Origin of the sequence: Burkholderia sp. BCC0322 (assembly GCF_902833045.1) — a bacterium.
GTDB lineage: Bacteria > Pseudomonadota > Gammaproteobacteria > Burkholderiales > Burkholderiaceae > Burkholderia.
The window spans coordinates 145,372-169,977 of the sequence record NZ_CADFDU010000009.1 but is presented as its reverse complement, the minus strand read 5'-3'; the positions used below and the strand labels follow the sequence as shown (position 1 = coordinate 169,977).

Annotated in this window: 25 protein-coding genes; 8 read left to right on the top strand and 17 right to left on the bottom strand. The window is 67.9% G+C overall.

Annotated elements, in window-relative coordinates:
- Positions 1-41 precede the first annotated feature (41 nt).
- The 4 genes from HWX39_RS24150 to HWX39_RS24135 form a co-directional block, all read right to left on the bottom strand.
- On the bottom strand, positions 42-476 hold the full coding sequence (locus tag HWX39_RS24150) for an Hsp20/alpha crystallin family protein (RefSeq protein ID WP_175970310.1): 435 nt from the start codon (positions 474-476) through the stop codon (positions 42-44).
- Positions 477-656: 180 nt separating this feature from the next.
- A complete protein-coding gene (locus HWX39_RS24145) occupies positions 657-932 on the bottom strand; it encodes a DUF1488 domain-containing protein (RefSeq protein ID WP_175970309.1) in 276 nt (91 codons plus the stop codon).
- Positions 933-997: 65 nt separating this feature from the next.
- A complete protein-coding gene (locus HWX39_RS24140) occupies positions 998-1,468 on the bottom strand; it encodes a universal stress protein (protein ID WP_175970308.1) in 471 nt (156 codons plus the stop codon).
- A 146-nt stretch (positions 1,469-1,614) separates the two neighbouring features.
- Positions 1,615-2,088 (bottom strand): hypothetical protein, encoded by a 474-nt coding sequence (locus HWX39_RS24135; protein WP_175970307.1) that lies wholly within the window; start codon positions 2,086-2,088, stop codon positions 1,615-1,617.
- Between the two features lie 463 nt (positions 2,089-2,551).
- Here HWX39_RS24135 and HWX39_RS24130 point away from each other — a divergent pair, with 463 nt between their 5' ends.
- A complete protein-coding gene (locus HWX39_RS24130; RefSeq protein ID WP_175970306.1) occupies positions 2,552-4,156 on the top strand; it encodes a bifunctional aminoglycoside phosphotransferase/ATP-binding protein in 1,605 nt (534 codons plus the stop codon).
- A 69-nt stretch (positions 4,157-4,225) separates the two neighbouring features.
- Here the strand turns inward: HWX39_RS24130 and HWX39_RS24125 are convergent, their stop codons facing one another.
- On the bottom strand, positions 4,226-4,675 hold the full coding sequence (locus HWX39_RS24125; protein ID WP_175970412.1) for a CBS domain-containing protein: 450 nt from the start codon (positions 4,673-4,675) through the stop codon (positions 4,226-4,228).
- A gap of 315 nt (positions 4,676-4,990) precedes the next feature.
- Here HWX39_RS24125 and HWX39_RS24120 point away from each other — a divergent pair, with 315 nt between their 5' ends.
- Positions 4,991-5,584 carry a rhomboid family intramembrane serine protease gene (locus HWX39_RS24120; RefSeq protein ID WP_175970305.1) on the top strand — a complete coding sequence of 198 codons (594 nt, stop codon included), beginning with the start codon at positions 4,991-4,993 and terminating at the stop codon, positions 5,582-5,584.
- A gap of 33 nt (positions 5,585-5,617) precedes the next feature.
- On the opposite strand, the gene HWX39_RS24115 is transcribed toward HWX39_RS24120, so the two are convergent.
- The 6 genes from HWX39_RS24115 to HWX39_RS24090 all read right to left on the bottom strand — a co-directional run bounded on the left by HWX39_RS24115 (position 5,618) and on the right by HWX39_RS24090 (position 12,669).
- Positions 5,618-6,088, bottom strand: a complete 471-nt coding sequence (locus tag HWX39_RS24115) for a hypothetical protein (RefSeq protein ID WP_175970304.1) — start codon at positions 6,086-6,088, stop codon at positions 5,618-5,620.
- 351 nt (positions 6,089-6,439) lie between these two features.
- Positions 6,440-7,699 (bottom strand): nitrate/sulfonate/bicarbonate ABC transporter ATP-binding protein, encoded by a 1,260-nt coding sequence (locus HWX39_RS24110; protein WP_175970411.1) that lies wholly within the window; start codon positions 7,697-7,699, stop codon positions 6,440-6,442.
- Between the two features lie 119 nt (positions 7,700-7,818).
- A complete protein-coding gene (locus tag HWX39_RS24105) occupies positions 7,819-9,552 on the bottom strand; it encodes an ABC transporter permease subunit (RefSeq protein ID WP_175970410.1) in 1,734 nt (577 codons plus the stop codon).
- Positions 9,553-9,676: 124 nt separating this feature from the next.
- Positions 9,677-11,059, bottom strand: coding sequence for a nicotinate phosphoribosyltransferase (locus HWX39_RS24100; RefSeq protein ID WP_175970409.1), 1,383 nt, complete (start codon positions 11,057-11,059; stop codon positions 9,677-9,679).
- Positions 11,060-11,316: 257 nt separating this feature from the next.
- Positions 11,317-12,015 carry a hypothetical protein gene (locus HWX39_RS24095; RefSeq protein WP_175970303.1) on the bottom strand — a complete coding sequence of 233 codons (699 nt, stop codon included), beginning with the start codon at positions 12,013-12,015 and terminating at the stop codon, positions 11,317-11,319.
- 222 nt (positions 12,016-12,237) lie between these two features.
- Positions 12,238-12,669, bottom strand: a complete 432-nt coding sequence (locus HWX39_RS24090; protein ID WP_175970302.1) for a hypothetical protein — start codon at positions 12,667-12,669, stop codon at positions 12,238-12,240.
- Between the two features lie 238 nt (positions 12,670-12,907).
- Here HWX39_RS24090 and HWX39_RS24085 point away from each other — a divergent pair, with 238 nt between their 5' ends.
- A complete protein-coding gene (locus tag HWX39_RS24085; protein WP_175970301.1) occupies positions 12,908-13,723 on the top strand; it encodes an ATP-binding cassette domain-containing protein in 816 nt (271 codons plus the stop codon).
- Entirely contained in the window at positions 13,680-14,552 is an 873-nt protein-coding gene (locus HWX39_RS24080) for an ABC transporter permease (protein WP_175970300.1), read from the top strand. Before HWX39_RS24085 ends, HWX39_RS24080 begins: the two co-directional genes overlap by 44 nt.
- Before the next feature lie 13 nt (positions 14,553-14,565).
- Here the strand turns inward: HWX39_RS24080 and HWX39_RS24075 are convergent, their stop codons facing one another.
- The 3 genes from HWX39_RS24075 to HWX39_RS24065 all read right to left on the bottom strand — a co-directional run bounded on the left by HWX39_RS24075 (position 14,566) and on the right by HWX39_RS24065 (position 15,762).
- Complete coding sequence (locus HWX39_RS24075; RefSeq protein WP_175970408.1) at positions 14,566-14,805, bottom strand: hypothetical protein; 240 nt, start codon at positions 14,803-14,805, stop codon at positions 14,566-14,568.
- Positions 14,806-14,881: 76 nt separating this feature from the next.
- On the bottom strand, positions 14,882-15,337 hold the full coding sequence (locus tag HWX39_RS24070) for a CBS domain-containing protein (RefSeq protein ID WP_175970299.1): 456 nt from the start codon (positions 15,335-15,337) through the stop codon (positions 14,882-14,884).
- Entirely contained in the window at positions 15,334-15,762 is a 429-nt protein-coding gene (locus HWX39_RS24065; RefSeq protein WP_175970298.1) for a hypothetical protein, read from the bottom strand. The genes HWX39_RS24070 and HWX39_RS24065 overlap by 4 nt, the downstream gene beginning before the upstream one ends.
- A 440-nt stretch (positions 15,763-16,202) precedes the next feature.
- On the opposite strand from HWX39_RS24065, the gene HWX39_RS24060 reads away from it, so the two are divergent.
- Together HWX39_RS24060 and HWX39_RS24055 are read left to right on the top strand one after the other, a co-directional pair.
- A complete protein-coding gene (locus tag HWX39_RS24060) occupies positions 16,203-16,418 on the top strand; it encodes a hypothetical protein (RefSeq protein ID WP_175970297.1) in 216 nt (71 codons plus the stop codon).
- Positions 16,419-16,627: 209 nt separating this feature from the next.
- Positions 16,628-17,047 (top strand): hypothetical protein, encoded by a 420-nt coding sequence (locus tag HWX39_RS24055; protein ID WP_175970296.1) that lies wholly within the window; start codon positions 16,628-16,630, stop codon positions 17,045-17,047.
- 7 nt (positions 17,048-17,054) lie between these two features.
- Here the strand turns inward: HWX39_RS24055 and HWX39_RS24050 are convergent, their stop codons facing one another.
- Together HWX39_RS24050 and HWX39_RS24045 are read right to left on the bottom strand one after the other, a co-directional pair.
- A complete protein-coding gene (locus HWX39_RS24050; protein WP_175970295.1) occupies positions 17,055-19,331 on the bottom strand; it encodes an FAD-dependent oxidoreductase in 2,277 nt (758 codons plus the stop codon).
- Positions 19,328-19,861 carry a flavodoxin gene (locus HWX39_RS24045; RefSeq protein ID WP_175970294.1) on the bottom strand — a complete coding sequence of 178 codons (534 nt, stop codon included), beginning with the start codon at positions 19,859-19,861 and terminating at the stop codon, positions 19,328-19,330. The genes HWX39_RS24050 and HWX39_RS24045 overlap by 4 nt, the downstream gene beginning before the upstream one ends.
- Positions 19,862-20,006: 145 nt before the next feature.
- Between HWX39_RS24045 and phaZ the strand changes: the two genes are divergently transcribed.
- Entirely contained in the window at positions 20,007-21,218 is a 1,212-nt protein-coding gene (gene phaZ, locus HWX39_RS24040) for a polyhydroxyalkanoate depolymerase (protein ID WP_175970407.1), read from the top strand.
- A gap of 6 nt (positions 21,219-21,224) precedes the next feature.
- Here the strand turns inward: phaZ and ppsA are convergent, their stop codons facing one another.
- A complete protein-coding gene (gene ppsA / locus HWX39_RS24035) occupies positions 21,225-23,636 on the bottom strand; it encodes a phosphoenolpyruvate synthase (protein ID WP_175970293.1) in 2,412 nt (803 codons plus the stop codon).
- A 280-nt stretch (positions 23,637-23,916) separates the two neighbouring features.
- On the opposite strand from ppsA, the gene HWX39_RS24030 reads away from it, so the two are divergent.
- Positions 23,917-24,189: a DUF4148 domain-containing protein gene (locus HWX39_RS24030; protein ID WP_175970292.1), complete on the top strand. Its 273-nt coding sequence runs from the start codon at positions 23,917-23,919 to the stop codon at positions 24,187-24,189.
- Positions 24,190-24,606: the final 417 nt, after the last annotated feature.

Sequence of the window (24,606 nt, the reverse complement as noted above, 5' to 3'; positions counted from 1 at the left end):
CACGCGCCGGCATCTCCCTGCGGGCGACGTGTGCCGCCCGATCAGCCGATCGTCAGTTTCTTCTGCGCGAGCGGTGCCTTCTTCGGCAACGTCAGCGACAGCACGCCGTCCTGGTAGGTCGCCGTGGCGTTCGCATCGTCGATCTCGCCCGACAGCGAGAACGAACGGCTGATCGCGCCGCTGTAGCGCTCGCGCCGGATCACGCGCTCGCCGTCCTTCTGCTCCTTGTTGCGCTCGATCTTCGCGTTGATCGATACCGTGCTGCCTGTCACCTGGACGTCGATATCGTCCTTGGCGACGCCCGGCAGCTCCGCGTTGACCTTGTACGCATCGTCGCTTTCCGTCACGTCGATCTTCATCGAGGCCAGATCGGGCTCGTCCGTCAGCGTCATCCCGCGCAGCGGCCTGAACAGCCCCTGAAACAAGTCGGCGACGGGTTCGATCGAAAACGGATCGTAACGCGAGACATTGCTCATGATTCCTACTCCTAGAACGATAGACAGGCGGCCTGCGCGTTCGTCCCGCCCGCGCGAAGCCATGACTAAGACCGGATTGACGCGGCGCCGTATGCCGCGCAACGGACGAACGATCATCAGGATTCCAGCGTAACTTCCCGCATCGTCTTGGGTTTGACGCGCGTCAACGGCCGCGGACGCTCACGTGCAAAACCGGAAATAGCCGCTGTGGAGCAGGATAGGCCGGCCGCCCATTTCCTCGAGCAGGCACCGTGCGGCGCGCTCGATCGCGGGCCGGTGGCGCGCGAACGCGTCCACGAGATCCTGTTCGCGCGGCGACGCCGCGCGGAAGTGATCCTCCAGCGCTTCCGCGGTGATCGCGCAGCGCACGCGACGGCCTTCGACCAGCGCCGGAAAGGTCAATGCCGGATCCAGGCCGCAATAGGTCGGATGTTCGGAAGGAAAGGAGATCTGCATGATGGTCACCTCGGCAGGTTACGCATGGGCGGGCGCCGGCTGGCAGCGCGCCGCGCACGGCGGTCCTACGCCGCCGCGGCAGCCGGTGCGGCGTCGCCGGCGCGCACGAGCAGCACCGGGCAGCTCGATCCGCGCAGGAACCGTTCGGCGACGCTGCCAAGGAACAGCCGCCGGACCCCGCGCCGCCCATGGGTACCGATCACGGCCAGATCGATCGACCGGTCGGCGACGTAGCGCTGCAGCCGTTCGGCGACACTCTCGCCGATCTCGGTCTCGATGAGTTCCGTCTCGCCGTTGACAGCCGCGTGCGCGATGGTCCGTTCCTCGCGTCGCAGGACCGACGCACCGTCGCGCCGGATCTCGGCGAGCAGTGCATCCGGGTCCATGCGTCCGCCGAACGTGATCAGCAGCGACTTGTCGACGACGAAAACCGCGAACAGGCGGGCGCCGCACGCTCGCGCCACCTTCAGGCCCTCGTCGAGCGCCCGTTGCGATGAAGGACTGCCGTCCACGGCGACCATGATGTTCATGTACATACCGACCTCGCTGGATGAACCGACGCGCTGGCGGCGTTCGGATTGGCTTTCATCATCGGCGTTCGACGGAAGCGGGCGTTGATGGAAGTCAACGGTTCGAAATCACGGAAAAACCGGCCCGCGAGCGGGCACGAAACGCGGGATCATCACGGCGCGACGGGCGTCTTCGGCGCGTCGGACGAACGCGCCGGGTTTCCGTATGACCGGAAGCCTCGCTCGATGTCGAGGATCTTCGTCGCGCATGCGTCGTACTGCCACCCCGGGCCGCCATCACTGTCGTACATGCCCTTGCACATCGCCTTGATCCGGATCACCGAAGCGCCGCTCCCCGAGGCCGTCCGGGAAGCCCACAGATACACCTCTCCGGCCAGAAACGGAGGCGCCGTTTCGATCGTCTCCGCACCGGCGCGCGTGATCCGGGTCGACGAATGCGTTTCGACGTAGCGGCGTGCGAAGTTCCATGCACGATCGCATTCGGCAGGCGTCGGACACGGCAGCGCGGCGGCCTGGCGCGTCGCGAACAATTGCGTTTCCATCGACCGGAAGGCCGCGTTCCGTTCCGCACCCGCGCACGCGGCCAACGCAAGCACCATGCAGACCACCCACACCCGTTGATTCATCGTCACTGCCCCGCAACGCATCGAATTCCGCTCGCAATCGGGCGGCATGAACACGCTCGGCGCGAATCCGGCCCTGTCGCGGCAAACGTCCCGCGTGTGGCGCGCGGGCGCATGCCGCATCGCGCAAGCGTTCGAATCGACTGTATGGCCGCCGCCGGAATTACGGTTGACCTTGGTCAATCACCCGCCCGCGCGATGCAGACCGCGTACTGGAACGACGTTGCGTCGATGCCGCACCCGCGCCGGGCCGCGCGAAACCGTGCGGGGCGCGCGACCGCGACCGGCTTGACGCGCATCAAGCCGGAACCGGCGCCGGTCGGCTGCAATAGGGGTCGTCGCATACGTCACTGAGGGCCTGCCGGCCCGATCCCGCGACATCGAGCAGACGGAAACGTGCCGTTTCCGTTCGACACCAACCCGCCAGCGCCGCGGCATGCACGCGCGCCGCATCGATCCGTTCACCATGCCCCGAGCGTCACGCCCGCCGTTCACGTCGAGTCGCGCAGCCGCACGACGCAAGACCCTGCAACTCGATCGCACATTGCGCCGGCCCACCACTTATCCGCACCCCGCCGGCCGAATCGAACGGATCGAAACGCACCTGTCCGTCGTGTATCTGGCGGGGCGTTACGCGTACAAGCGCATCAAGCCCGTGCGCTTCGCGTTCGTCGATCTCGTGCACCCCGCGCAGCGGCGCCGCTGCGCGCTTGCGGAGTGCGCGCTCAACCGGCCGTTCGCCGGCCCGCTGTACCTGGCCGTCTGGCCGCTCGTCGCGCACGGCCGGCGCAGTGCCTTCGGCCCGCCCGTGCCGATCGGTGCACGCCGGCAGCGGCACGCGGCGGTGCCGGGCGAGTATGTGGTGCGCATGCGCCGCTTCGATTCGGATGCGATGCTGTCGGTGCGCAGCACGTCGCACGACGTGGGGCTGGCCGATGCGGACGCGCTCGCGGATACCCTGGCCCGCCATCACCTTCACGCGCCCCGGCGTGCGCCACGCGGCCACCCGGGCAGCGCGGCCAGCGTCGCGGCTCAATGCCGGCCGCTGTGCGACACGCTCGACGTCACGGTGCCCGGGGAAGCCGCGCTGCGCCGCTGGTACGAGGCCGAGCTGGCCCGCATCGCACCGCGGCTCGCCGAGCGGCACGCGCACGGCTTCGTGCGCGCATGCCACGGCGACCTGCATCTCGACAACATCGTGCGCTGGCGCAACCGCATCCTGATGTTCGACTGCATCGAGTTCGATGACACGCTGCGCTGGATCGACGTGGCGAGCGATCTCGCGTTTGCGCTGATGGATTATTCCGCCCGCGGGCGAGCCGATTGCGCCCATCGCCTCCTGTCCGGATGGCTCGCACGCACGGGCGACCATGCAGCACTGGGCGTGCTGCCGTGCTACTTCGTCTATCGCGCGCTGGTGCGTGCGATGACCGCGCGGCTGCGCGGCGACGACGCGGCGCGCAGCCGCTATCTGCGCGTCGCGTCGGACCTGGCGCGAACGCGGCGCGAAACGCAACCGGCCTTGCTGCTGTGTCATGGCGTATCCGGCTCCGGCAAATCGGTGGCCAGCCGCGCGCTGGCTGAGCGGATCGGCGCGATCCGGCTGTCCAGCGACGTCGAGCGCAAGCGCGACGCCTGTGCGCCGGAGCACACCCGGCTTCCCGCTGCCGCTTACTCGGATACGGCAATCGACGCGATCTACGAAAGACTGCGTGAGCAGGCCGGTGTGGTCCTCGCCAGCGGCTATACGGCGATCGCCGACGCGACGTTCCTGCGCCGGCACAACCGGGCGGCCTTCATCTCGCTCGCCGCGCAGCTCGGCGTGCGCGTCGCGATTCTCGATTTCACCGCAAGCCCGGCGACGCTCGCCGCGCGCGTCGCCGAACGGGCCGTACGCGGGCACGACGCATCCGACGCCGACACGGCCGTGCTGGCCCGGCAATTCGAGCGTGCCGACCCGCTGGACGGATCCGAGGCCGCGATCGCGATCCGCTTCGAGACCGACTGCGATGTCGCGGCGTACGGGAGCAGCGCATTCTGGGCGCCGTTGCTCGCGGTGCTGCCCACGTAGACGCGCTATGCGTGGCGCTCGGGGAACGGCACCGGCGCACGCAACGGGCGCAGCGCCGGCGACACGTCGTTACGCGCGGAAACGCTGCTCCTCGATCTGCTGCAGCTTGCTGACTTCCGCGACACCGCCGAGCAGCCCGGCAAGATGCTCGACGATATCGTCGAGCGTCACGATGCCGGCGAGACGGCCCTCATCGTCGACCACCGGCAAGCGCCGAATGCCCGACCGGCGCATCTCCTCGAGCGCGACGCCGATTTCGTCGGTGTCCGACACGACGACCAGGCCCCGCGACATGATCTGGCCGGCCGTTACGGCGCCCGGATCGTCGCCGCGGGCCATCACCTCGATCACCAGGTCGCGGTCGGTGACGACGCCGATCGGGATGGCGTCGCCCTCGCGATACTCGATGACGACGATATCGCCGACATGCGCGTGCCGCATGCGATCGGCCAGTTCGAGCGCACTGCATTCCACGGTGCAGGATTCGACCGGCCGGGTACTGATTCTTCCGATGTGCATGATGAGGCTCCTGTTGCGCGTTCGGTGGAGACCACGCACGCGACCCGCCCGGCGGCGGCGCATGCATCCCGGATTCAGGGTAAGGGGGGCCGCCCGGGCGGGCTTGACGCACGTCAACGTGCCGCGCGCGCTCGCCGCGCACGGCGCACTGACGGCCGGAGAATCGTCCCGGCAGGTCCCGGGCGTCGGCTGTCCATGATTTGCCTCAACGACCGTGCACGGCGCGCGGCTAACTTGACGGTATGTCACGACGTTCGACGCGGGCCGCGCCGCTGCCGCGCAACGTCACGTTCATCCCGCGGATGCCGTTGCCCCATGACCAGCGCATTGATTCTGGCGAACCTCGCCGTGTTCATCGCCGAAACCATCGGCCGGCCGCCGCTCGTCGACCTGTTCGCACTGTGGCCGCCTGCCCGGCCGGGTGCGCCGGCGACACCGGATTTCCACGTGTGGCAGCTGCTGACCTACGGCATGCTGCATGCCAGTCTCGCGCACATTGCGTTCAACATGTTCGGGCTCTACATGTTCGGACGCGACGTCGAACGCGCGCTCGGCCGCGCACGTTTTCTCGCGCTCTACCTGGCGAGCGTGCTGGCCGGCGGCGTCACGCAGCTCGCGGTCGTGCAGATGCTGCCGCCCAGCGGCGCGCCGACCGTCGGCGCGTCGGCGGGCGTGTTCGGCGCGCTGATCGCCTATGCGGTGCTGTTTCCGAAACGGCACGTCGTGCTACTGTTTCCGCCGGTGCCGATGCCAGCATGGCTCTTCGCCACCGGCTATGCATTGACCGAGCTGCTGGCCGGTCTCGGCGGCGACACAAGCGGCGTCGCGCACTTCGCCCACCTGGGCGGCATGCTCGGCGCGCTCGTTTGCCTCGCCGTCTGGAGAAAGCGCGGGGACGCGCGCGCGTAGGGCCGGTTCCGGCCCTCGGCTGGAACCGGCCGCCTAGATGCTGAGATACCCCTGGAACAGCCATGGCGGGGCGGATCGCTCACCGGACACCCCCGACAAACAGCCGCCCGCGGCAGGCACGCAGATACCCGAGAAGCCGGGCGACCCGTCCGGCCAGAACGATGGCGCGAATGAAAATTCACCGTTGACCGTTACGACGAAGTCGCGGTTGAACGGCGATGGCGCGAAAATCGTCACCTCGCGGAAGAACGGCGTGCCGTCGTGGTGCACCCCGCCGCGCGCGAACGTCCCGCTCGAGTCGTAGCGCGCCGGCAACGCATAGATCCTGCCGCCGTGCTCCACCGATTCGGCCGGCGTGTACATCAGTTCCACACCCGGATAAGGCAGGCGATAAGGCTCGCGGCAAGCCGGCCCGTCCGGCCCGACCACGAGCGGCGGATGCGCCCAGAGCGACAGCCACAACGGGCTCGTGTGCTGTGCAAAATATTCGGAAAGCCAGTTCATGGTCAGTCCTCCCACGGACGGTCGTTGGCGTGCTAGCGCGGGACAGTTCGGCCGGTTCGGCACGCTGGCGCCGACGGCACATCCAGCGTCGCATGCCCCGCTGCGCCACGCTCGATGACGAGACGATCGACGTCGCGCCGCGACGCATCGATCGGATGCTTGAGCGACGTCGTCAGCGAACGCCCAGTGTGTTCCGGTGCCGGATCGGCAAGCTGCCTCGACTTGCCATCGACGATGCATTCATTCTCGATCGCACCGCGCGGTGTGCGTTGACGGAAGTCAATGCGCACCGCGGCACACGCTCGCCATCGACACGTCACGTCGCATCGCATTTGACGGGAGTGCACACGGTCAACGGCCGAACGTGCGCGTATGGTCGTCGTAATCGAACAGTCCGGCGTAGCGGCCCCAGTCGGTCACGACGCGCAATGACTGATCCGCGGCGCGCGGATCGAGATGATCCTCGAGCTCCAGTTCGAAACGCTCGCGCGGCGCACGATGCCCTGCCCGCTCGTCCAGCACTTCGTCGATATGCGCGGCAAGCGGCACGAATTTGACGACATGCTCCCGAAACAGGCGCCGCCGGGCCTCGTCGTCGCTGTGCGCGAACAAGTGGCCTGCCGCGCTCAGCCGGATGGTGCGATCGTGCCACTCCGCAAAGGCAAGCAGATGGAGTGCCGCGGCGGTCGAATGGAGTGCATCGACCCGCAGCGCGAGCGCAGACGCAATCGCGCCGAGCTCCACATGGCCGTCATACGGCGCGGCCGCCAGTGTCTCGACGAACCCGGCGAGATGGTGGCTCGTCACATCGGGCAACATCATGGCCAGCGCGCGGCCGGTCTCCTCCCGGGCCGCCGTCGTGTCGGCGATACGCGCGGTCAGCGTCGCGTAGATCCTGCCGACGATCGCCTGAAAGGCCGAGTCGTGCCGGCTGCGCGGGCGCGGGAGCGGCACGTTCAGCACTGTGTCGATGTGCGCCGGACCCGCGCCGAGCACTAGGATTCGATCGCACATGAGCACGGCCTCCTCGATGTTGTGGGTCACCATCATCACTGACCGAGTCGACAGCTGACCCGCGTCCCACAGGTCGAGAAAATCAGTACGTAACGTTTCCGCGGTGAGCACGTCGAGCGCCGAGAACGGTTCGTCCATCAACAGCAAGACGGGCTCGCTGACGAGCGCGCGGGCGAACCCGACCCGCTGGCGCATGCCGCCCGACAGTTCACGCGGGAAGGCCGATTCGAAACCGTCGAGTCCAATCATCTCGATCGCAGCGGCCGCCCGTTCGCGCACCTCGCGTGGCGGGAGGCTCAGCGCATCGAGCCCAAGCTCGACGTTCTCGACGACGGTCAGCCACGGGTACAGCGCGAATGTCTGGAACACCACCGCGATGCCGCCGGTCGGGCCGGCAAGTGGCGCACCGCGATACGCGACCGTGCCTGACGAAGGCCTGACGAGCCCGCCTGCGATCCGCAACAGCGTGGACTTGCCTGAGCCGGAACGCCCGAGCAGCCCCAGTATTTCACCCTCGCGCAGCGCGAGATCGATATCGGCGAGCACGTGCAGCGGGTCGCCGGACGGCTTCGCAAACGATTTGCAGACGGCGTGCATCTCGAGCACGATCGGCGCCTCGTCCGATGAGCACGCACCCGACGTCAAAACGTTCGCTTCCTTGCATTCATCGAGGTTCGGCACACCGGACTCCCGCGAGTAAAGGGTGGGGCTCGGGCTCAGTCGAGCCGCGTTCTGCGCTCCGCGAACGCGTACATCGGCCGCCACACGAGCCGGTTGGTCGCGATCACGAGCAACGACATGATGGCGACGCCGAGCGCAATGTGCGGATAGTCGCCCGCGTCGGTCATCTGCGCGATGTAGGCGCCCAGCCCACCGGCGTTCAGGCGCGTGCTGCCCCAGCTAACGGCTTCGGCAACGATGCTCGCATTCCATGCGCCACCGGACGCAGTGATCGCGCCCGTCACGAAGTACGGCAGGACGCCCGGCAGCATGACGCGACGCCACCAGGTCGCCGGCCGGACCCGGAAGCACGCGGCCGCTTCGCACAGGTCGGCCGGGAACGCGCTCGCACCGGCGACCACGTTGAACAGTACATACCATTGCGCGCCCAGGATCATCAGCAGGCACAGCCAGATGTCGGGTTCGAGACGGAAGCGCACGATCGCAAACACGGCGACCGGAAACAGCAGGTTGGCCGGAAACGCGGCGAGGAACTGCGTGACCGGCTGAACGCGGGCGGCCAGGCGCGGCCTGAGACCGATCGCGATACCGACCGGCACCCAGATCGCTGACGCGATCACGACCAGCACCGTCACGCGAACGAACGTGAGCGCCCCCGCGCCCGCCACGACACTAAAGTCTGTCCAGGTCAGCGTCGCGCGTCCGAGCCGGAACAGCACATACGCCGCATAGGCGCATCCTGCACCGCACAGCGCGAACCAGAGCACATCGCGCGCGCGGCGCGGCAATGCGATCCGGCCGCGCAACGGCCATGCTGCCCCGTGCAGCCGCGCACGCGCCGCGCGGCGCAACAGCATGCGGACCGGGCCGACCGCGCGAGTCACCCATCGCGATCGATGAAACAGGTCGAGCACCCAGCTGTGCGGCGCGACCGAGGGCGCGGCATCGCCGTAGCGGAACCGTTCCGACCACGCGACGAGCGGCCGGAACAGCAACTGGTCGTACAGGACGATTGCTATGCTCATCGCAACGATCGCCCAGCCGACCGCGGCCAGGTCGCGGTTCGCGATCGCCTGCGCGACGTAGGCGCCCACGCCCGGCAGGTCGACGTGCAGGTCGCCAACTGCGATCGCTTCGGATGCGACCACAAAGAACCAGCCGCCCGACATCGACATCATCGCGTTCCAGACGAGGCCGGGCATCGCGAACGGCACCTCGAGACGCCAGAAGCGCTGCCATGCCGAAAGCCGGAAGCTACGGCTTGCCTCGTCGAGGTCGAGCGGCACCGTGCGCAGCGCCTGGTAGAAGCTGAACGTCATATTCCACGCTTGGCTCGTGAAGATTGCGAAGATCGCCGCGCACTCGGCGCCGAGGATTCGCCCCGGAAACAACGACAGGAAGAACAGCACCGTAAACGACAGGTAGCCGAGGATCGGCACCGACTGCAGCACGTCGAGCACCGGAATCAGCACCCGCTCGGCTGACGGACTCCTGGCCGCTGCAGTCGCGTAGACGAATGTGAAGACGATCGACGCGAGCAAGGCCGCGAACATGCGCGAGACCGTACGCAGCGTGTAGCCTGGCAGCGCCGCGGGAGACAGCGAGATGACCGGAGGATGGGCGACCGCGAGCGGGCCTGCCATCTGGTGCGCCGAGATGCCGGCCAGCAGCAGAAAACCGGTGACGATCAGCATCGCGGCGAGATCCCGCCAGCCCGGCAGCGGCAGCGTCCAGCGACCGCCCCGCAATACCTCCGCATGGTGCTCCACGATGCCCTCCCCGGCGATGATGGCGGGGTTCATCTTCCGGGGCAGACAGGCCAGCCCGGTTGACCTGCGTCAACCGTCCCGCAGCCGCCGGCACGCGTCGCGCCGATCGCGCCGCGGGTCTCGCTCATGCCGCTTGCTGCCTCGCATGCGCGTGCGTGTCCGGCCCGCCGCCGCACTGCGCAACGCAGACCGCCAGCGCCGGAGAAATCGACGCCTGCAGCGGCATCACGGGCGCCAGCGCATGCATGAGATCCGGCAGCGTGGTCAATTCGCGCAGCGCGTGTATGCGGCTCTCGTCGAGCGTCGGGGACGGGAGCCGCGCACCCGAGACCATGACCGGCCGCAACAGCGGCCTGCCGTCGACGCGTTCGCCATTGAGACCGATGCAGTCGCCGGCGATCCTCCCATCCGGGCCGTATCGCCGGAACACCTGCTTGCGGCCGGGCAGCGTCGCCTTGCCTTCCGAAAGTTTGCAACGCGCCCGGCCCGCATACTCGACTAGCTTGTACGCGCAATCGAGACAAGGCGCGTCCGCCGACGTGCTCATCTGCGTGCCGATCCCGAAACCGTCGATCGGTGCGTGCTCGCGAATCAGCGCCTGCAGCCGGCGTTCGTCGAGATTGCCGCTCACGAAGATCGTGACGTCGGCGAGGCCGCCCCGGTCGAGGATCACTCGAACGTTTCGCGCATGCGCTGCGAGATCGCCGCTATCGATCCGCACACCCTTGATGCGGATCTGCTCGCGTGCGAGCCGTCGCGCCAGTTCGACCACCTTGTGCGCCGCGCGCTCCGTGTCATACGTATCGATCACCAACACCGCGTTGTCCGGCTGCGATCGCGCGAAGTTCTCGAACGCGCGCGCTTCGTCGTCGTGCACCTGGATATATGAATGCGCCATCGTCCCGTACGCGGGAATGCCATAGCGCAAGCCGGCAAGCAGGGTCGCCGTCCCGGAGAAACCCGCCAGATAGCTGGCGCGCGCCGACAGCATCGCTGCCTCCGCGCCATGCGCGCGCCGCAGGCCGAAGTCGACCAGCAGCCTGCCGTGCGCGGCCAACGTGGCGCGTGCGGCCTTGCTTGCGACGAGCGTCGCATAGTGGAGCAGGTTCATCACGCGGCTCTCGACGAACTGCGCCTCGCGAAGCGGCGCCGTGATCCGCAGGATCGGCTCGTCGGCAAAGAACACCGTGCCCTCCGGCATCGCGTCGACCGTGCCAGTGAAGCGGATGCCGGCGAGCGATGCGAGGAAGTCCCCGCGAAGGCGCCCGGTTCCGGCCAGCCGTTCGAGCACGGCGGCCGGCATGCGCAGTCGCTCCAGATAATCGAGCACGGGCGCAAGTCCCGCCGCCATCAGGAACGAGCGCTGCTCCGGCAGCGCCCGAACGAAGAATTCGAAGCTGGCCGTGTCATTCATGCCGGCATCGAAGGCGGCCTGCATCATCGTCAGCTCATACCAATCCGTAAGCAACACGTCGTTCGCGTTCGCATCCTGCAAAAATCCGTTCATCATGCGTTCTCCCGCGCGGCACGCCGCATCGGCGCCGGCGGCCATGTCGGCACAGCCCAGCATAGATTGCCGTCCGGTGGCGAATTTGCGCGAGATCAAGGGGCCGCGGCACGATCGCCGCCGCCTTCGGCCAGCCCGCGGCCGCCCCATTTTCGCCCGTCAGGCACACCGTCGAACGGGCCGACGGGCGTCACCCGACACACCGTGCAGTCGTCATGTCGCGACCCGCGTCGTGACCGCGGGCCCGATCCCGCGCCTCACCGGAAGATCGACGCGATATGCTGCCCCACGGCAAGCGACGTCGCGGTCGCAATCCTGCGCGCCATGCCGGCCAGCAGGGCCGCCGGGCGATGGGCACCCTGCGCGCCCTGCTTCTCGAGCGCTGCCTGTTCACGTTGCCAGCACCGCGCCGCCGCGAGGTCAAGGATGAATTCGGCATCACTGATCGAACAGCAATCCCGGTAGTAAGCCCGGCCGCCACGAAACGCCGCCGGCTCGCGCACCGCAATCGACGCGTTGGCCAGATCGCCCAATCGTCCGCGGATGTCGCTCGGCAGTACGGGCGCCGCGATGGTCACGTGTGCGGGGGAAGCCAGATGGATCTCGAGGAGCGCCGCGCGCACCATGTCCTCGCCGTCGAAGCCGTCACCGACGACGATGACCGATCGACCGTGCAGCGGGACCGGCGTCACGAACCCTCGCATCAGGCGGCTCGCGCGTTCGAGCGCGGCGCGCTCGCGACGGATGATCCGGTCGAGCTGTGCCGCACTCACGGTCCCGCTTCCGAGCAACGCGCCATCGAACACGCACGCGCCCGACGCGGTAATCGTGCCGAGCGGCGGCGCGTCGGCCGGCGAATTGTGCAGTCGCCCGACCGCGACGATGTCGAACCGGGCCCGCAACGCGTATGCCACCTCGAGGCCGACCGGAATGCCGCCGCGTGCCAGTGCGATCACGACGACATCGTCGCGGTTCGCGCACGAATGCAGCGCGAGCGCGACATGACGGCCGGCATCGCGTCGATCCAGAAACATGGCGCTGGCTCGTGAAATCATGGTCGTGTTCGCGCGGCACGAACGGACGAACGGACCGTACGTCGCCGGGTGCCCGCGGACGATGCGCGGTCCGCCGCTTCAGCCATGCCGCGTGCTCCGGTTCGTCGTACCTGTCGACACCGTTCAGGGACCGGGCGTCGACGGCACCTCGGTCCACACGCCGTTGCATGAGGCGACGTACGGGTAGTAGCCGCGCGGGTCGCTGCAGTAGAACCACGCGCGCGCCGGCGGCAGGCCGTCTGGCGTGGGCGGCGGCCGCTGCATGATGACCGCCGGCGGAATGTACGTCGGAAACGGGTACATCGGCTCCGGATAGAAATACCAGTAGTCGTCGACGATCCACCACCACGCGTAACGACCGTCGTGCCAGTCCTGCGTCCAGTGGCCGCCCCGCCATCGCGCGCGGTCCCCCGGTCCGAAGTGTCGAAAGTCTCGGCCGTGAAAATCCTGGCGGGGCACATGACCCGCATGCTGCGCCCGTGCCGGCTGCGCCATCGCACAGCATGCCGCCGCGCAGAGCACGAGTGCGCGGCAAGCGGAGTGGATTCTGCCCATGGTCGTCGCCCTTCAAGGAGTTGCGATCCATCGTATTCACGCCCCACGGCGCGGCGTTGACCGCGATCAACGACACGGCTGCGATGCGACCGGCAGCGCAAGCGCTCAGGCGAGCCGGTCGCGCGCCGCATGCCCATGCGTCGAGCGGGCGCTTGACGTGCATCAAGCGTGCAGCACGCCCGGCTGGAAGAATGAATCGCGAACCTCTAACGAATCGGCCTTCCTGGCGCATCGCCTCATGAACGACACCTCGCTCGCCGCGCCCGTCGTCGAAACCGACCGGTTGACCCGGCGCTTCGGCGACCTGTGTGCGGTCAATGCACTGACGCTGACGGTCAAGCCCGGGGAAGCGCTCGGCCTGCTCGGCCGGAACGGCGCGGGCAAGACGACCGTGATCAAGATGCTGACGACACTGCTTCCGCCGACCTCGGGCCACGCCCGGGTCGCCGGCTTCGACATCGTGGACGCAGCCGGGTCGGTGCGCCGCACGATCGGCTATGTCCCGCAGGCGTTGTCGGCAGACGGCGACCTGACCGGCTACGAAAACATGCTCGTGTTCGCGAAGCTGTACGACCTGCCGCGTGCGGAACGGGCCTCACGGATTCGCGACGCGCTTGCTTTCATGGAACTCTCCGATTTCGGCGACAAGCTCGTGAAAACCTATTCGGGCGGCATGATCCGGCGCCTCGAGATCGCGCAGTCCACGCTGCACCGTCCGCAGGTGCTGTTTCTCGACGAGCCCACCGTCGGGCTCGATCCGATTGCCCGCGCGACCGTCTGGTCGCTGGTCGAGCGCCTGCGCGCCGAATATCACGCGGCGGTGCTGCTGACCACCCATTACCTCGACGAGGCCGAGCAGATGTGCGACCGCGTCGCGATCATGAGCCGTGGCCGCGTGACGGCGATCGGCAGCCCGCGCGAACTGGCCGCGAGCGTGCGGCCCGGCGCCACCTTCGACGACGCGTTCGAGCACTTCACGCGCGACGACGCCGGTTCGGAAGGATCCTACGATGAAATCTCGCAGACTCGCCGCACTACCCAGCGGCTCGGATAAGACCGTCACACCGGCTGCCGTGCGCGCGCGCATGCCGCGCCCGCTCCGGCACCTTGCGGGTTTCGTGTCGAAAACGCTGGCGATCGCCGACATGGAGATCCGCAAGCTGCGGCACGACCCGACCGAGCTCGCGACACGCGCGATCCAGCCGGCCCTGTGGCTGCTGATCTTCGGCCAGGTGATGAGCCGCGCCCGCGCGATCGAAACGGCCGACATGCGCTACCTCGACTTCCTCACGCCGGGCATCCTCGCGCAGAGCGTGCTGTTCATCGCGATCTTCAACGGCATCTCGATCATCTGGGAGCGGGATCTCGGCATCGTCCACAAGTTTCTCGCCACGCCGACGCCGCGCGCCGCGCTGGTGATGGGCAAGGCGCTCGGCGGCGGCGCCCGCGCGCTGGTGCAGGCCGTCGTGGTGATGGCGCTCGGGGCGATGCTCGGCGTGCACATGCGCTACGATCCGGCCGCGCTCGCCGGGCTCGTGCTGTTCGTCATGCTGGGCGCGGCCGTGTTCTCGACGTTCTCGCTGATCATCGCGTGCCTCGTAAAGACGCGCGAGCGCTTCATGGGAGTCGGACAGGTGCTGACCATGCCGCTTTTTTTCGCGAGCAACGCGATCTACCCGACCGCGATGATGCCGCGCGCGCTGCAGGTCGTCGCGCACCTGAATCCGCTCAGCTACCAGGTCGACGCGCTTCGCCTGCTGCTGTTGCCCGGCTACGGCGCAATCGCACACATCGGGCTTGCAACCGATTTCCTCGTGCTCACCGGTTCGCTCGTGTTGCTGGTGACGGTGAGCGCACGGCTCTATCCGCATATCGCGCGGTGAACGCGGCCGGCAGTCAGAACGTGAACGTATCCGACTTCTTCATTTCGATCCAGGTCATGCCGCTGCGCAAGCCTTCGAGCGCCGCTTCGCGCTCGGTCGCGAATATGCGGTGATGCGGGAATACATGCTCGCACGTGCGGTCCGGCGCGCGGACCATCACGTGAACGCGGCACCGGTAGCCGCCGTTCTCGACGGGAATCGTCTCGATCTCGACGGACCAGTCCGCCTCGTGAAGTTCGCCTGAAATCGCCATGGTCATTCCCCCTTCGTTGCCGTGCTCGCGCACGCCACCGCCGCGCGCGTCGCGACCGCCCCAGACACGCACCGCATCATCCACGCAGCTTCTCCTCGAAATACGGCTGACGCGCCGCCACGAGACGCAATTCGTCGAGCAGCGCGGCAGCCGCGCGCAGCAGATCGTCGAGCGACACGATGCCGACCAGCTCGCCGTCGTCGCCGACGACCGGCAGCCGGCGCACGCCATGCTGGCGCATCCGCTTCGCGAGCAGCCAGAGATCGTCGTCGACATTCGCGACCGCGACGGGCGCCGACATGATGTCGCCGACGAACAGCGAGCCGGCCGGTGCGTCGGGGCCAACCACGGCGAGCACGATGTCCCGGTCGGTCAGCATGCCGACCGGCTCGCATCGCCCGTCCCCTTCCCGTTCACGTACGACGACCAGATCGCCAGCGTGTGTATCGCGCATCATCGCGGCCGCCTCGACGACGGTCGTCTGCGCGGAACACATGGCGATATCGCGGGTGCAAAGCATCGCGGCATTCATGTTCCCTCTCCCAGTCGGGTCGACGCGGATCGTCGATCGACGCCCGGTGCCGAGGTTGACGTCCAGCCGGCAATCGTCGTGTCGGCATGGCAGCCGCAACGTGGCCGGTCGGGTTCGGCGAGACGCGACACCATCTGGCGCCCCCGATCCGACAGGCGCACGTGAGCCGCCGCAAGCGGCGCGGCCTCCAGCCGGACGAGACCGCGGTCGGCAAGGCAGTGAAGATCGGCAGGGTCGCCCTGCTGGCGTCGCGGCTCGCTGGCCAGCACCATCAGGATCGCGATTTCGTGGGGACTCAACAGGCGGTCGCCGTCGATGTCGACCGGACGATTCCGGTGCGGTGTGGCGAGCGGTACGTTCGGCGTCGCCTCGCCGGGCAGCGTGATGATCTGAAGATTCGACGTGTGCGCGAACAGGGAAGGCATGATGGAGGCCCGTATCATTGTGACGACGCAGACGGCACGATGCGCATCGGTCCTCGATCGTGATCGACACGCGCGAACGTCGATATTCGCTCTTGCGGCGCGAGCGGCCTTGACGCAGGTCAGCAAGCACACGCGCGCACGAAACGACCGGCGATTCATCTGACGCCATGTTGGTGTCCGACGATCACGTGTTCCTGCCTGTCAGGAACACGTCAAGTTGATCGCTTAGCCTTTCGTCGCCCGATCGAAACACCGCGATACCGTGCGTGTCTTCACGCCGGCGCCTCGAATTTTCGCTCCCGGGTTCATCCCGTCAACACAGCACTCCGAATCGTCTGTTTTTCGCCGATGGGCCGGATGTCGTATCCGGCTTGCTTGAAGTCAATGCGCAACGGACAGCGGGAATCCACCATGAATCACCATCCTGAAGGGGTCCGTGCATGAACTGGTACTACGAAGTCGAACGCGAGCTCGCCCATATCGAAGGATCCATTCGCCTGCTCGAACAGACACGGGGCTACTTCCGCACGAAAACGTCGATTGGCGATCCCGCCTACTGGCGCGCAAGACTGCACGCTGTCAGGGCAACGGCCGAGCAGAACAAGACGCTGTTGCGCCGCACCGACGAAATCCTCGCGCTCCTCGAACGATTCTGATGCGTTCGCGCTGCTCGCTTGCATTCGCGATGCGAAACGACCGCACGATTCGGGCGAGTGAACGCGGAACCCGTGGCGTGCGTCGATCGATCCGGCTAGGCCTGCCCGGTCGACCGCGCTTGACCTCCATCAACGCTCCGTCGCGGCATCGCTCATAGATTGCAAGGAAGCACGCGTGGCGATTCGCTCCGCGAAACCGGAAGCCGATCATGCCGACCGAAACCGAAGCACGCTACGCCTTGCTCATGCATCTTGGCAGCATCTTGCGAACGCTCAGTTGCGTGCTCGAATACGAGCCTGACGACAGGACGATCGACTCGCTGCTGGCAGCGCAGCCCATGCTCGCCGACGTGCCGCTGCTGAATCACGTGTTCGCGCACATGACCTTACGTGAGTTCACGCGCGCGGTCCTCCACGCCTACTGCTTGTGGCCGCAGCGTCTGCTCGACGAACCGCTCGACCGCGACGCACTCGCCGAGTCCGTGTGCGCGTGGCTGTTCGCGGGCAACCCGGGTGGCTGGGCGCGCTACGTCGCATCACTCGGCGCAGCGATCCCGTGGTTCGGCCAGGGCCTCGCGCCGTCACCGTCGTCCGGCCGACGCTCGGCGCGCTCAGCAACGGTCGAGTGAGTGCCGTTCACGTATGGCGCGCGAGCACGTCAAGCGCCGTGGCGCGACCCAGTTCGAACAGCGCCGCGATCGACGCACCGGAAAAATCGAAATCGCGCGCGAACGTTTCCCGACCTGCGGCGCGGCCGTCCAGCGCGATCCTGAGCACCCGTACCGGCGCGCGATTGCCCATCAGCCGGATGTATTCGGGAAGCTGGCGCATGCGCGCCGCCGTCCCGGGATCGAGCCGGCTGGTGATGCGTTCGACGAGATCGCGAAAATCGTTCGCGCTCTCCTCGAACCGCAGGTCGTTACGCACCCGGTCCGCATAGACGATCTCGTCACGCCGCAGCATGACCTCGAGCAGGTTCGACGGCAACGGCCGCACCCCGGAAAACAGATCGACGACGAATACGCGCCCCGCAATCCGCCCGCACCTTTCGATCACGAGATCGAGCGGCGAGTTGCTGATGATCCCGCCGTCCCAGTAAGCGCGGCCGTCGATACACGTCCACGGCATCGCGGGCGGCAGGCTGCCGCTGGCAAGCAGGTGCTCGGGCGTGATGCGGTCGACATAGCTGTCGAAAATCCGCCGTTCCCCGCTCTCCACGTCGACGGCCCCGAGCAACAGGCGCGTCGAACTGGCCGCCAGCGCATCGAAATCGACATGGCGGCGCAGCAGCGCGAGCATCGGCTGCGTGTCGTAGCAGCTCGTCCACCACGGCGCGAGGCCCGACGAAAACATCCCGCCCGGCCACCAGTGGGGTCGCAGGAAGTTCGGCACGCCGAACAGCGCGACATGCCAGGCGAGCAGCGCATGCTCCGCCCCGGCGGGCGACAGCACCGCCGCCGGATACGGGATCGACAGTTCGCGCCAGAACGCGTCGAGCGCCTCGGCAGCGTGCCCCGGGTGGCTCGCGACAATCGCGCCGTTGAACGCGCCGATCGACACGGCCGCGACCACATCCGGCCGGATGCCGCGTGATTCGAGCGCGGCGATCGCGCCGCTTTCGAACGCGCCGAGCGCGCCGCCGCCCTGCAGGATCAGGACCGTTTGCGCCGGCAGCTCGCGCAGCCGCAATGCGTTGTGCTCGGCGGCCTGGAGGTGCGAGCCGAGATTGACCCGGTGGCGGATCGTCTCCTCGGCCGCGGTCATTTCATCCGCGCGCACGCCGATCGAGAACATCGCGCGCAGGACATGATGCTTCAGATAAAGCAGCGCATACGGGGCATCCGGGAACCCGCCCTGTTCGACGACTTCCGTCGCATCGGACGCATTGCCGAGAAAGTTGTAGGGCACATCGAACACGTTGCCGTAGAAGATCGACACGTCCCGATAGGGCAAACGCGCGCCGCGCATGTTCCGGGCGGCCAGGCGCCCCTGACGCACCGCATTGTCCCAATGCTCGACGCGCCGCTGCATGCCGAACACCGGATCGCGAAACCGCGCCACATCGCCGGCCGCATGGATGTCCGGATCCGACGACTGCAGGCATTCGTCGACGAGCACGCCGTCCGCCGTCGCGATGCCGCTGCCCGCCAGAAACCCGCAGTTCGGCTCGACGCCAACCGCGATCACGGCGAGATCACATTCGACGACGCTGCCGTCGGCGAGCACGGCGGCCTCGATCTTCTGCTGCCCGACGAAGCGTTCGACCGTCGTTCCGGTCCGGACGTCGACACCGCGCGCGGCGCACAGCCTGCCGAAATGCCCGGACAGCCGTGCGGAGTGCAGCTGCGGCAGCAGCCCGTCGCAGCGCTCGACGAGCGTGACTTCAAGCCCCCGTTCGCGGAGCGTCGCCGCCGCCTCGATCCCCGTGAAGCCGCCGCCCACCACGAGCAGGCGCCGCCGCCGGGCGGCGTTCTCGCGAAGCGCGACCGTTTCGTCGATGTCGTGAAGGTAGTGGACACCATCGAGCGTCGCGCCCGGCACATTCAGGCGGCGAGGCGACGCGCCGGTCGCGATCAGCAGCTTGCCGTACCGCACCTCGGCGCCGTCGGCGAGCCGGACGGCGTGCGCACCGCAATCGACTGCCGCTACCCTTGCATCGAGCAGCAGGTCGATCCGGCGCATCTCGTAGAACCCGGCCGGATGGATCGCGATTGCCGCCGGCGCAACCTTGCCTGCGAGGAACTCCTTCGTCAGCGGCTGTCGCTGATAGGGCAGCACGCGTTCTCCGCACAGGATCGCGATGCGCGCGGCCGGATCTTCGCGCCGCAGCGCATGCGCGGCCGACACGCTGGCGATGCCGCCACCGACCAGTACATGATCGTAGTCTCGCTCGCCGGCCGCACGCACCGTCACGCTGCCCGCTCCGTGCTCGCGCGACGCTCGCGGACATCCAGCCGTCGAGCGATCGACCGGGCAAAGTGGGCGAGCTTCCTGGAAGCCAGGCCGCGGCCGATATCGCGCGCGGAAATCGCACACGTCGCGACCGGCTTTTGCCGTGCCAGCGCCTGCATCTGCCCGAATGCCGTCAGGTCGCCACGCAGGCCCATCGTGCAGAAGAATGCGGTTGCGCGCAGTTCGTGCCCGTGACGGGCCAGCCACGTCGATACAGGCGTCGATGCGCGTCCGGCCCATACCGGCGTACCGAGCAAGACCACATCGTAGGCCGATGGCGAACAGGCCGTCGGCCGCAGGTCCGCCTCGCGCTGGCCGATCACGTCGGCGAGCGAACGCAGATAGCCGATGGCCCCCGCTCGCCGTCGATCGTCGTGCTCCCGCAGCCGTTCGCAATCCGCGCCGAGTTCGGCGGCAAGCAGGCGCGCCAGCCCCGCCGTCGTATCGCTACGCGAGTAAAAAACGACGAGCATGCGTCGAGAAGCGTCCATGATCTGCTCCGTGCCTGCGTCCAGGATCCGAACATCAGCTTATGCAGCGGCGGTCGAGCCGACGCTGATTCAGGTCAACCCGTCGCCGGTCAATCCGGCGACAGTAAACCTGTCCGAATTCCCGGCGGCTTCTCGTCCATGCGCGATGTGGTATGACCTGATCGAACGGCAACGGCAATGGTTGCGTACGTGGGACACGGCGGCGCGGTTCGCGTGCGGTCTCTGGCCCGGTGCGGCGGCGTGCTACGCAGACCTGTTCGAGCCCCTGCTCGACCCGGATGCCGTAGCGCCACGGTTCGCGATCGAAGCGATCGACGCGGACGGACGACGATTCGACGTCGATGAAACGATTGCCGCGCCCACCCCGTTCTGCTCGCTGCGCCGCTTCGCGCGCGCCGGTGCGCCGCGCGTGATCCTCCTGTGCGTACCGCTGGCCGGCCATGCGGCCGTGATGATGCGGGAGACGGTCGAGACGCTGCTGACCGATGGCGATGTCTGCATCACCGACTGGATCGATGCGCGCGACGTGCCGCCTGACGCCGGTCGATTCGGCCTCGACGAATACGTGGCGCTGCTCGACGGCTTCATCGATGCGCTGCTGGCCGACAGGCGGCCCGTGCACGTCGTCGCCGTCTGCCAGGCGACGGTTCCGTCGCTCGGCGCGTTCGCGCTGCGCGCGCAGCGCGGGGCCGCACTGCCGGCCAGCCTGACGCTGATTGGCGGCCCGCTCGATGCCCGGATCAATCCGAGCGCGCTCGGGATCGCGGCCGGCTCGCATTCGCTCGCGTGGTGTCGTGCCACCTTGATCGACACGGTTCCGTCCGGCTTCGCCGGACACGGGCGGCAGGTCTTCCCGGCTTATCTGCAACGCGCCGAGATCTCGATCGCCTACCCGCAACGCTACATGACGCTGGTCGATCGCTACCGGCGCGCGGCAACGGGCGGCGATGCCGGCGTACTCGCGCACGCGCGCCGGGCGCTGCGCGAATACCTGACGCTCCTCGACATGCCCGCCGAGTATTTCCTCGACACGGTCGACATCGTGTTCCAGCGTGCCTGCCTCGCCAACGGCACCTGGCACGTTCAGGGCCTGCGGGTCGACCCTGCCGCACTGCGCGACATCGTGCTGCTGACCGTCGAAGGCGCGCGCGATGCCGTCACCGGCGCGGGACAGACCCATGCAGCACTGGCCATGTGCAGCGGCCTCGCAGCGGATGCGAGGCAGCGCGTCGACATCGACGGATGCGACCACTACGGGCTGTTCACCGATGAGCACTGGCGCACCGACGTTCATCCCGCGCTGCACGCGGCGTTTGCCCGCGCCGAAAGCAGCCGGCCGCGCACACGCGCGGCGTGACGCCGCTCATGCCGAAGGCGGGTCCGCGCCGCGCGCCGCCTGTTCCGCGGCCGCCACGCGGCGCTTGACCGCAATGAAGCTGTCGGGGCTGACCGACACCGAGTCGATGCCGCACGCCACGAGGAAATCGGCGAATTCCGGATGATCGCTCGGCGCCTGGCCGCAGAGTCCCACCTTCGCCCCGGCGTCGTGCGCGGAAGCGATCACGCGTGCAATCATCCACTTCACCGCATCGTTCCGTTCATCGAACAGGCCGGCCAGCTCCGCGGAATCGCGATCGACCCCGAGCGTGAGCTGGGTCAGGTCGTTGCTGCCGATCGAAAACCCGTCGAAGCGCTGCGCAAACGCGCTCGCCAGAATGACGTTCGACGGGATCTCGCACATCACGTAGATCTGCAGACCGTCTTCACCCCGCTTCAGCCCGTTCGCGGCCAGTACCTCGAGCACGCGGTCCGCCTCGTCGGGCGTGCGGCAGAACGGAATCATCACGATCACGTTCCTGAAACCCATGTCGTTGCGCAGCCGTGCGATCGCCCGGCACTCGAGTGCAAACCCGTCGCGGTAGCGCGGCGAGTAGTAGCGCGACGCACCGCGAAATCCGAGCATCGGATTCTCTTCCTGCGGCTCGAATTGCGCGCCGCCGATGAGATGCGCGTATTCGTTCGTCTTGAAGTCGCTCATGCGGACGATGACCGGCGCGGGATGGCAGACCGCCGCGATGCGCGCGAGGCCGCGCGCGAGCCGGTCGACGAAATAGTCCGCCGGATCGTCGTAGCCCGTTGTCAGCACCGCGATCGCGCGCTTCGCCTGCTCGTCCTGCAATGCGTCGTAGCAGGCCAGCGCCATCGGATGCACCTTGATGTGATTGCTGATCACGAACTCCATCCGCGCGAGCCCGATGCCGTCCGCCGGCATGCGCCACCACCGGAAAGCCGCTGCCGGATTCGCGAGGTTCAGCATGACCTGCGTGCGGGTGGCCGGCAGGTCGGCCAGGTCGATCGCTTCCACGTCGTAGTGCGCGATGCCTTCGTAGACGAAGCCGGCCTCGCCCTCCGCGCACGACACCGTGACTTCCTGCTGGTCGTGCAGCAGGTGCGTCGCATGGCCGGTGCCGACGATCGCCGGCAATCCCAGCTCGCGGCTCACGATCGCGGCATGCGACGTGCGGCCGCCGTGATCGGTGATGATCGCTGCGGCGCGACGCATGACCGGCAGCCAGTCCGGATCCGTCGTGCGCGTCACGAGCACCGCGCCGTCGACGAAGCGCGCCATGTCGCGCGGGCTGTCGATCACGCATACGCTGCCGGCCGCGACGGCCTCGCCGACACTGACGCCCGTCAGCAGCTTCCGGCCGGTCTGGCCGAGCCGGTAGGTCTTCACGGCGCTGGCTTCACGCCGCGACTGCACCGTTTCCGGGCGCGCCTGCACGACGAACAGTTCGCCGCTCACGCCGTCCTTCGCCCACTCGATGTCCATCGGCTGGCCGTAGTGCGCCTCGATCACGCAGGCCCAGTGCGCGAGCGTCAGGATGTCGCGATCCGCGAGCACGAACGCGGCGCGCTCCGCTTTCGAGGTCGGCACGTTGCGGGTCGGCGCATCCTTGTCGCGCGCGTAGATCAGCTTGTACGCCTTGCCGCCGAGCGTCTTGCCGATGACGGGGCTGCATGCGGGATCGCCCAGCAAGGGCTTGAATACTTCATATTCGTCGGGATCGACGGTTCCCTGCACCACGTTCTCGCCCAACCCCCACGCGGCACTGATCAGCACCACCTTGTCGAAACCCGTTTCCGTGTCGAGCGAGAACATCACGCCGGCCGCGCCGACGTCGGAACGCACCATCCGCTGCACGCCGATCGACAGCGCGACACGCAGATGATCGAAGCCCTTTTCCTCCCGGTAGGCAATCGCGCGGTCGGTGAACAGCGACGCGTAGCACCGGCGGCACGCGGCGAGCAACGCGTGCTCGCCACGCACGTTCAGGTAGGTTTCCTGCTGCCCCGCGAAGCTCGCGTCCGGCAGATCCTCGGCAGTCGCGCTCGAACGCACGGCGACATCGACGTCGGGCCGGCCGGCCTGGCTGCACAGCTGCCGGTACGCGTCCCGGATCGCGTCGGCGATGTCGTCGGGCCAGTCGCCATGGAGGATCGCCTGCCGGATCGCCGCGCCGGCATCGGCGAGCGCCATCTTCCGGGCGGCGAATGCGTCGAGCGCGCCGCCGATGGTCTGCCGCAACCCGTTCGCCTCGATGAACCGCCAGTACGCATCCGCCGTCGACGCGAAGCCGGGCGGCACGCTCACGCCCCGCGCGGACAGGTTGCCGATCAGTTCGCCCAGCGACGCATTCTTTCCACCGACGCGCGCCACGTCGCCGCGACGCAGTTCGTCGAACCAGACGATCGATGCTTTCCCGTGGTCCATGTCGCATCCTCCAGCCGTCGCAGCCGGCCGCGCGCGGCAGGCGCGCGTGGCAGGCATTCGCCGGCGCGGGCGCGCCGGACACAGTCATCCTGGCGCCGCGCCGCGCGGGCTCCCGTGACCTGTATCAAGAATGGAGGCCGACGCGGGCCATGCGCTGTGCGGCCCGCGATGTGTCTGCGTTTGACGTTCGTCAACGGATCACGCCGCGCGTCTCGTACGCTCGGGATCGAAACCGGATCGATCGCGCCGTGCCAACCACAGGAGTCCGGACATGGATTGCATGCGTCTTGCCAGATCGTCAGCGTTGGCGGCCGCCATCGCCTGGACCGGATTCGTCGTACCGGTTCATGCGCAGGGGCCGGAACCGCCTGCCGCGGACACGCCGTCACCGGTTGTCGCGGCGCCATCGGAAAGCGAATCGCCCGCTCCCGCATCGATTCCGCGCGACGGCGTCGCCGGCAAGACCCGCGCGCAGGTCAGGCGAGAGCTTGAACAGGCCGAACGGGTCGGCGAAATCAAGCGCATCGACCGCTTCTTCGGCAGCGGCAGCTGATCGCCGTCGCACCGACACGGGCCATGCGCTGCGTGTTTCGAACGGGATCATCGCCGATGCGGGTCAGTCCGGGCATCGCACGCGTCGTCGCAATCGCGGTGATGCTGGCTTGCGCCGTCGCGTCGGAACGATTTTCAAGTGCATAGCTATCACGCGATCGTCCAGCTGCATTCCTCCTATGAAGCCGCTGCACCGCAAACCGGCAGCGTGCGCTCATGGATGACGCTCGGCTACGTGGCCACGACGTACCACGTGCCGGAAGCGGCCCTGACGCAGCGCCTCGGCTTGCCGGCGGCCACCGCCCCCGGACACGCGGCTGAGGGCCCTCGCCGACCGACAGGGCCTATCGCGTTCAGCGTACGTCGAACGGGCTCAGCGCGCGATCGGCCCCGATCTCGACGCTGCGAGCAGCCTGTT

Bases quoted from the DNA above. Each gene is read 5' to 3' on its own strand.
- HWX39_RS24030 (WP_175970292.1), top strand. From the start codon at position 23,917: ATGCGTCTTGCCAGATCGTCAGCGTTGGCGGCCGCCATCGCCTGGACC.
- HWX39_RS24060 (WP_175970297.1), top strand. From the start codon at position 16,203: ATGAACTGGTACTACGAAGTCGAACGCGAGCTCGCCCATATCGAAGGA.
- phaZ (WP_175970407.1), top strand. From the start codon at position 20,007: ATGTGGTATGACCTGATCGAACGGCAACGGCAATGGTTGCGTACGTGG.
- HWX39_RS24130 (WP_175970306.1), top strand. From the start codon at position 2,552: ATGCCCCGAGCGTCACGCCCGCCGTTCACGTCGAGTCGCGCAGCCGCA.
- HWX39_RS24135 (WP_175970307.1), bottom strand. From the start codon at position 2,088: ATGAATCAACGGGTGTGGGTGGTCTGCATGGTGCTTGCGTTGGCCGCG.
- HWX39_RS24090 (WP_175970302.1), bottom strand. From the start codon at position 12,669: ATGGGCAGAATCCACTCCGCTTGCCGCGCACTCGTGCTCTGCGCGGCG.
- HWX39_RS24075 (WP_175970408.1), bottom strand. From the start codon at position 14,805: ATGGCGATTTCAGGCGAACTTCACGAGGCGGACTGGTCCGTCGAGATC.
- HWX39_RS24085 (WP_175970301.1), top strand. From the start codon at position 12,908: ATGAACGACACCTCGCTCGCCGCGCCCGTCGTCGAAACCGACCGGTTG.
- HWX39_RS24055 (WP_175970296.1), top strand. From the start codon at position 16,628: ATGCCGACCGAAACCGAAGCACGCTACGCCTTGCTCATGCATCTTGGC.
- HWX39_RS24125 (WP_175970412.1), bottom strand. From the start codon at position 4,675: ATGCACATCGGAAGAATCAGTACCCGGCCGGTCGAATCCTGCACCGTG.
- HWX39_RS24145 (WP_175970309.1), bottom strand. From the start codon at position 932: ATGCAGATCTCCTTTCCTTCCGAACATCCGACCTATTGCGGCCTGGAT.
- HWX39_RS24070 (WP_175970299.1), bottom strand. From the start codon at position 15,337: ATGAATGCCGCGATGCTTTGCACCCGCGATATCGCCATGTGTTCCGCG.
- HWX39_RS24100 (WP_175970409.1), bottom strand. From the start codon at position 11,059: ATGAACGGATTTTTGCAGGATGCGAACGCGAACGACGTGTTGCTTACG.
- HWX39_RS24045 (WP_175970294.1), bottom strand. From the start codon at position 19,861: ATGGACGCTTCTCGACGCATGCTCGTCGTTTTTTACTCGCGTAGCGAT.
- HWX39_RS24110 (WP_175970411.1), bottom strand. From the start codon at position 7,699: ATGCACGCCGTCTGCAAATCGTTTGCGAAGCCGTCCGGCGACCCGCTG.
- HWX39_RS24120 (WP_175970305.1), top strand. From the start codon at position 4,991: ATGACCAGCGCATTGATTCTGGCGAACCTCGCCGTGTTCATCGCCGAA.
- HWX39_RS24080 (WP_175970300.1), top strand. From the start codon at position 13,680: ATGAAATCTCGCAGACTCGCCGCACTACCCAGCGGCTCGGATAAGACC.
- HWX39_RS24140 (WP_175970308.1), bottom strand. From the start codon at position 1,468: ATGTACATGAACATCATGGTCGCCGTGGACGGCAGTCCTTCATCGCAA.
- ppsA (WP_175970293.1), bottom strand. From the start codon at position 23,636: ATGGACCACGGGAAAGCATCGATCGTCTGGTTCGACGAACTGCGTCGC.
- HWX39_RS24065 (WP_175970298.1), bottom strand. From the start codon at position 15,762: ATGCCTTCCCTGTTCGCGCACACGTCGAATCTTCAGATCATCACGCTG.
- HWX39_RS24115 (WP_175970304.1), bottom strand. From the start codon at position 6,088: ATGAACTGGCTTTCCGAATATTTTGCACAGCACACGAGCCCGTTGTGG.
- HWX39_RS24150 (WP_175970310.1), bottom strand. From the start codon at position 476: ATGAGCAATGTCTCGCGTTACGATCCGTTTTCGATCGAACCCGTCGCC.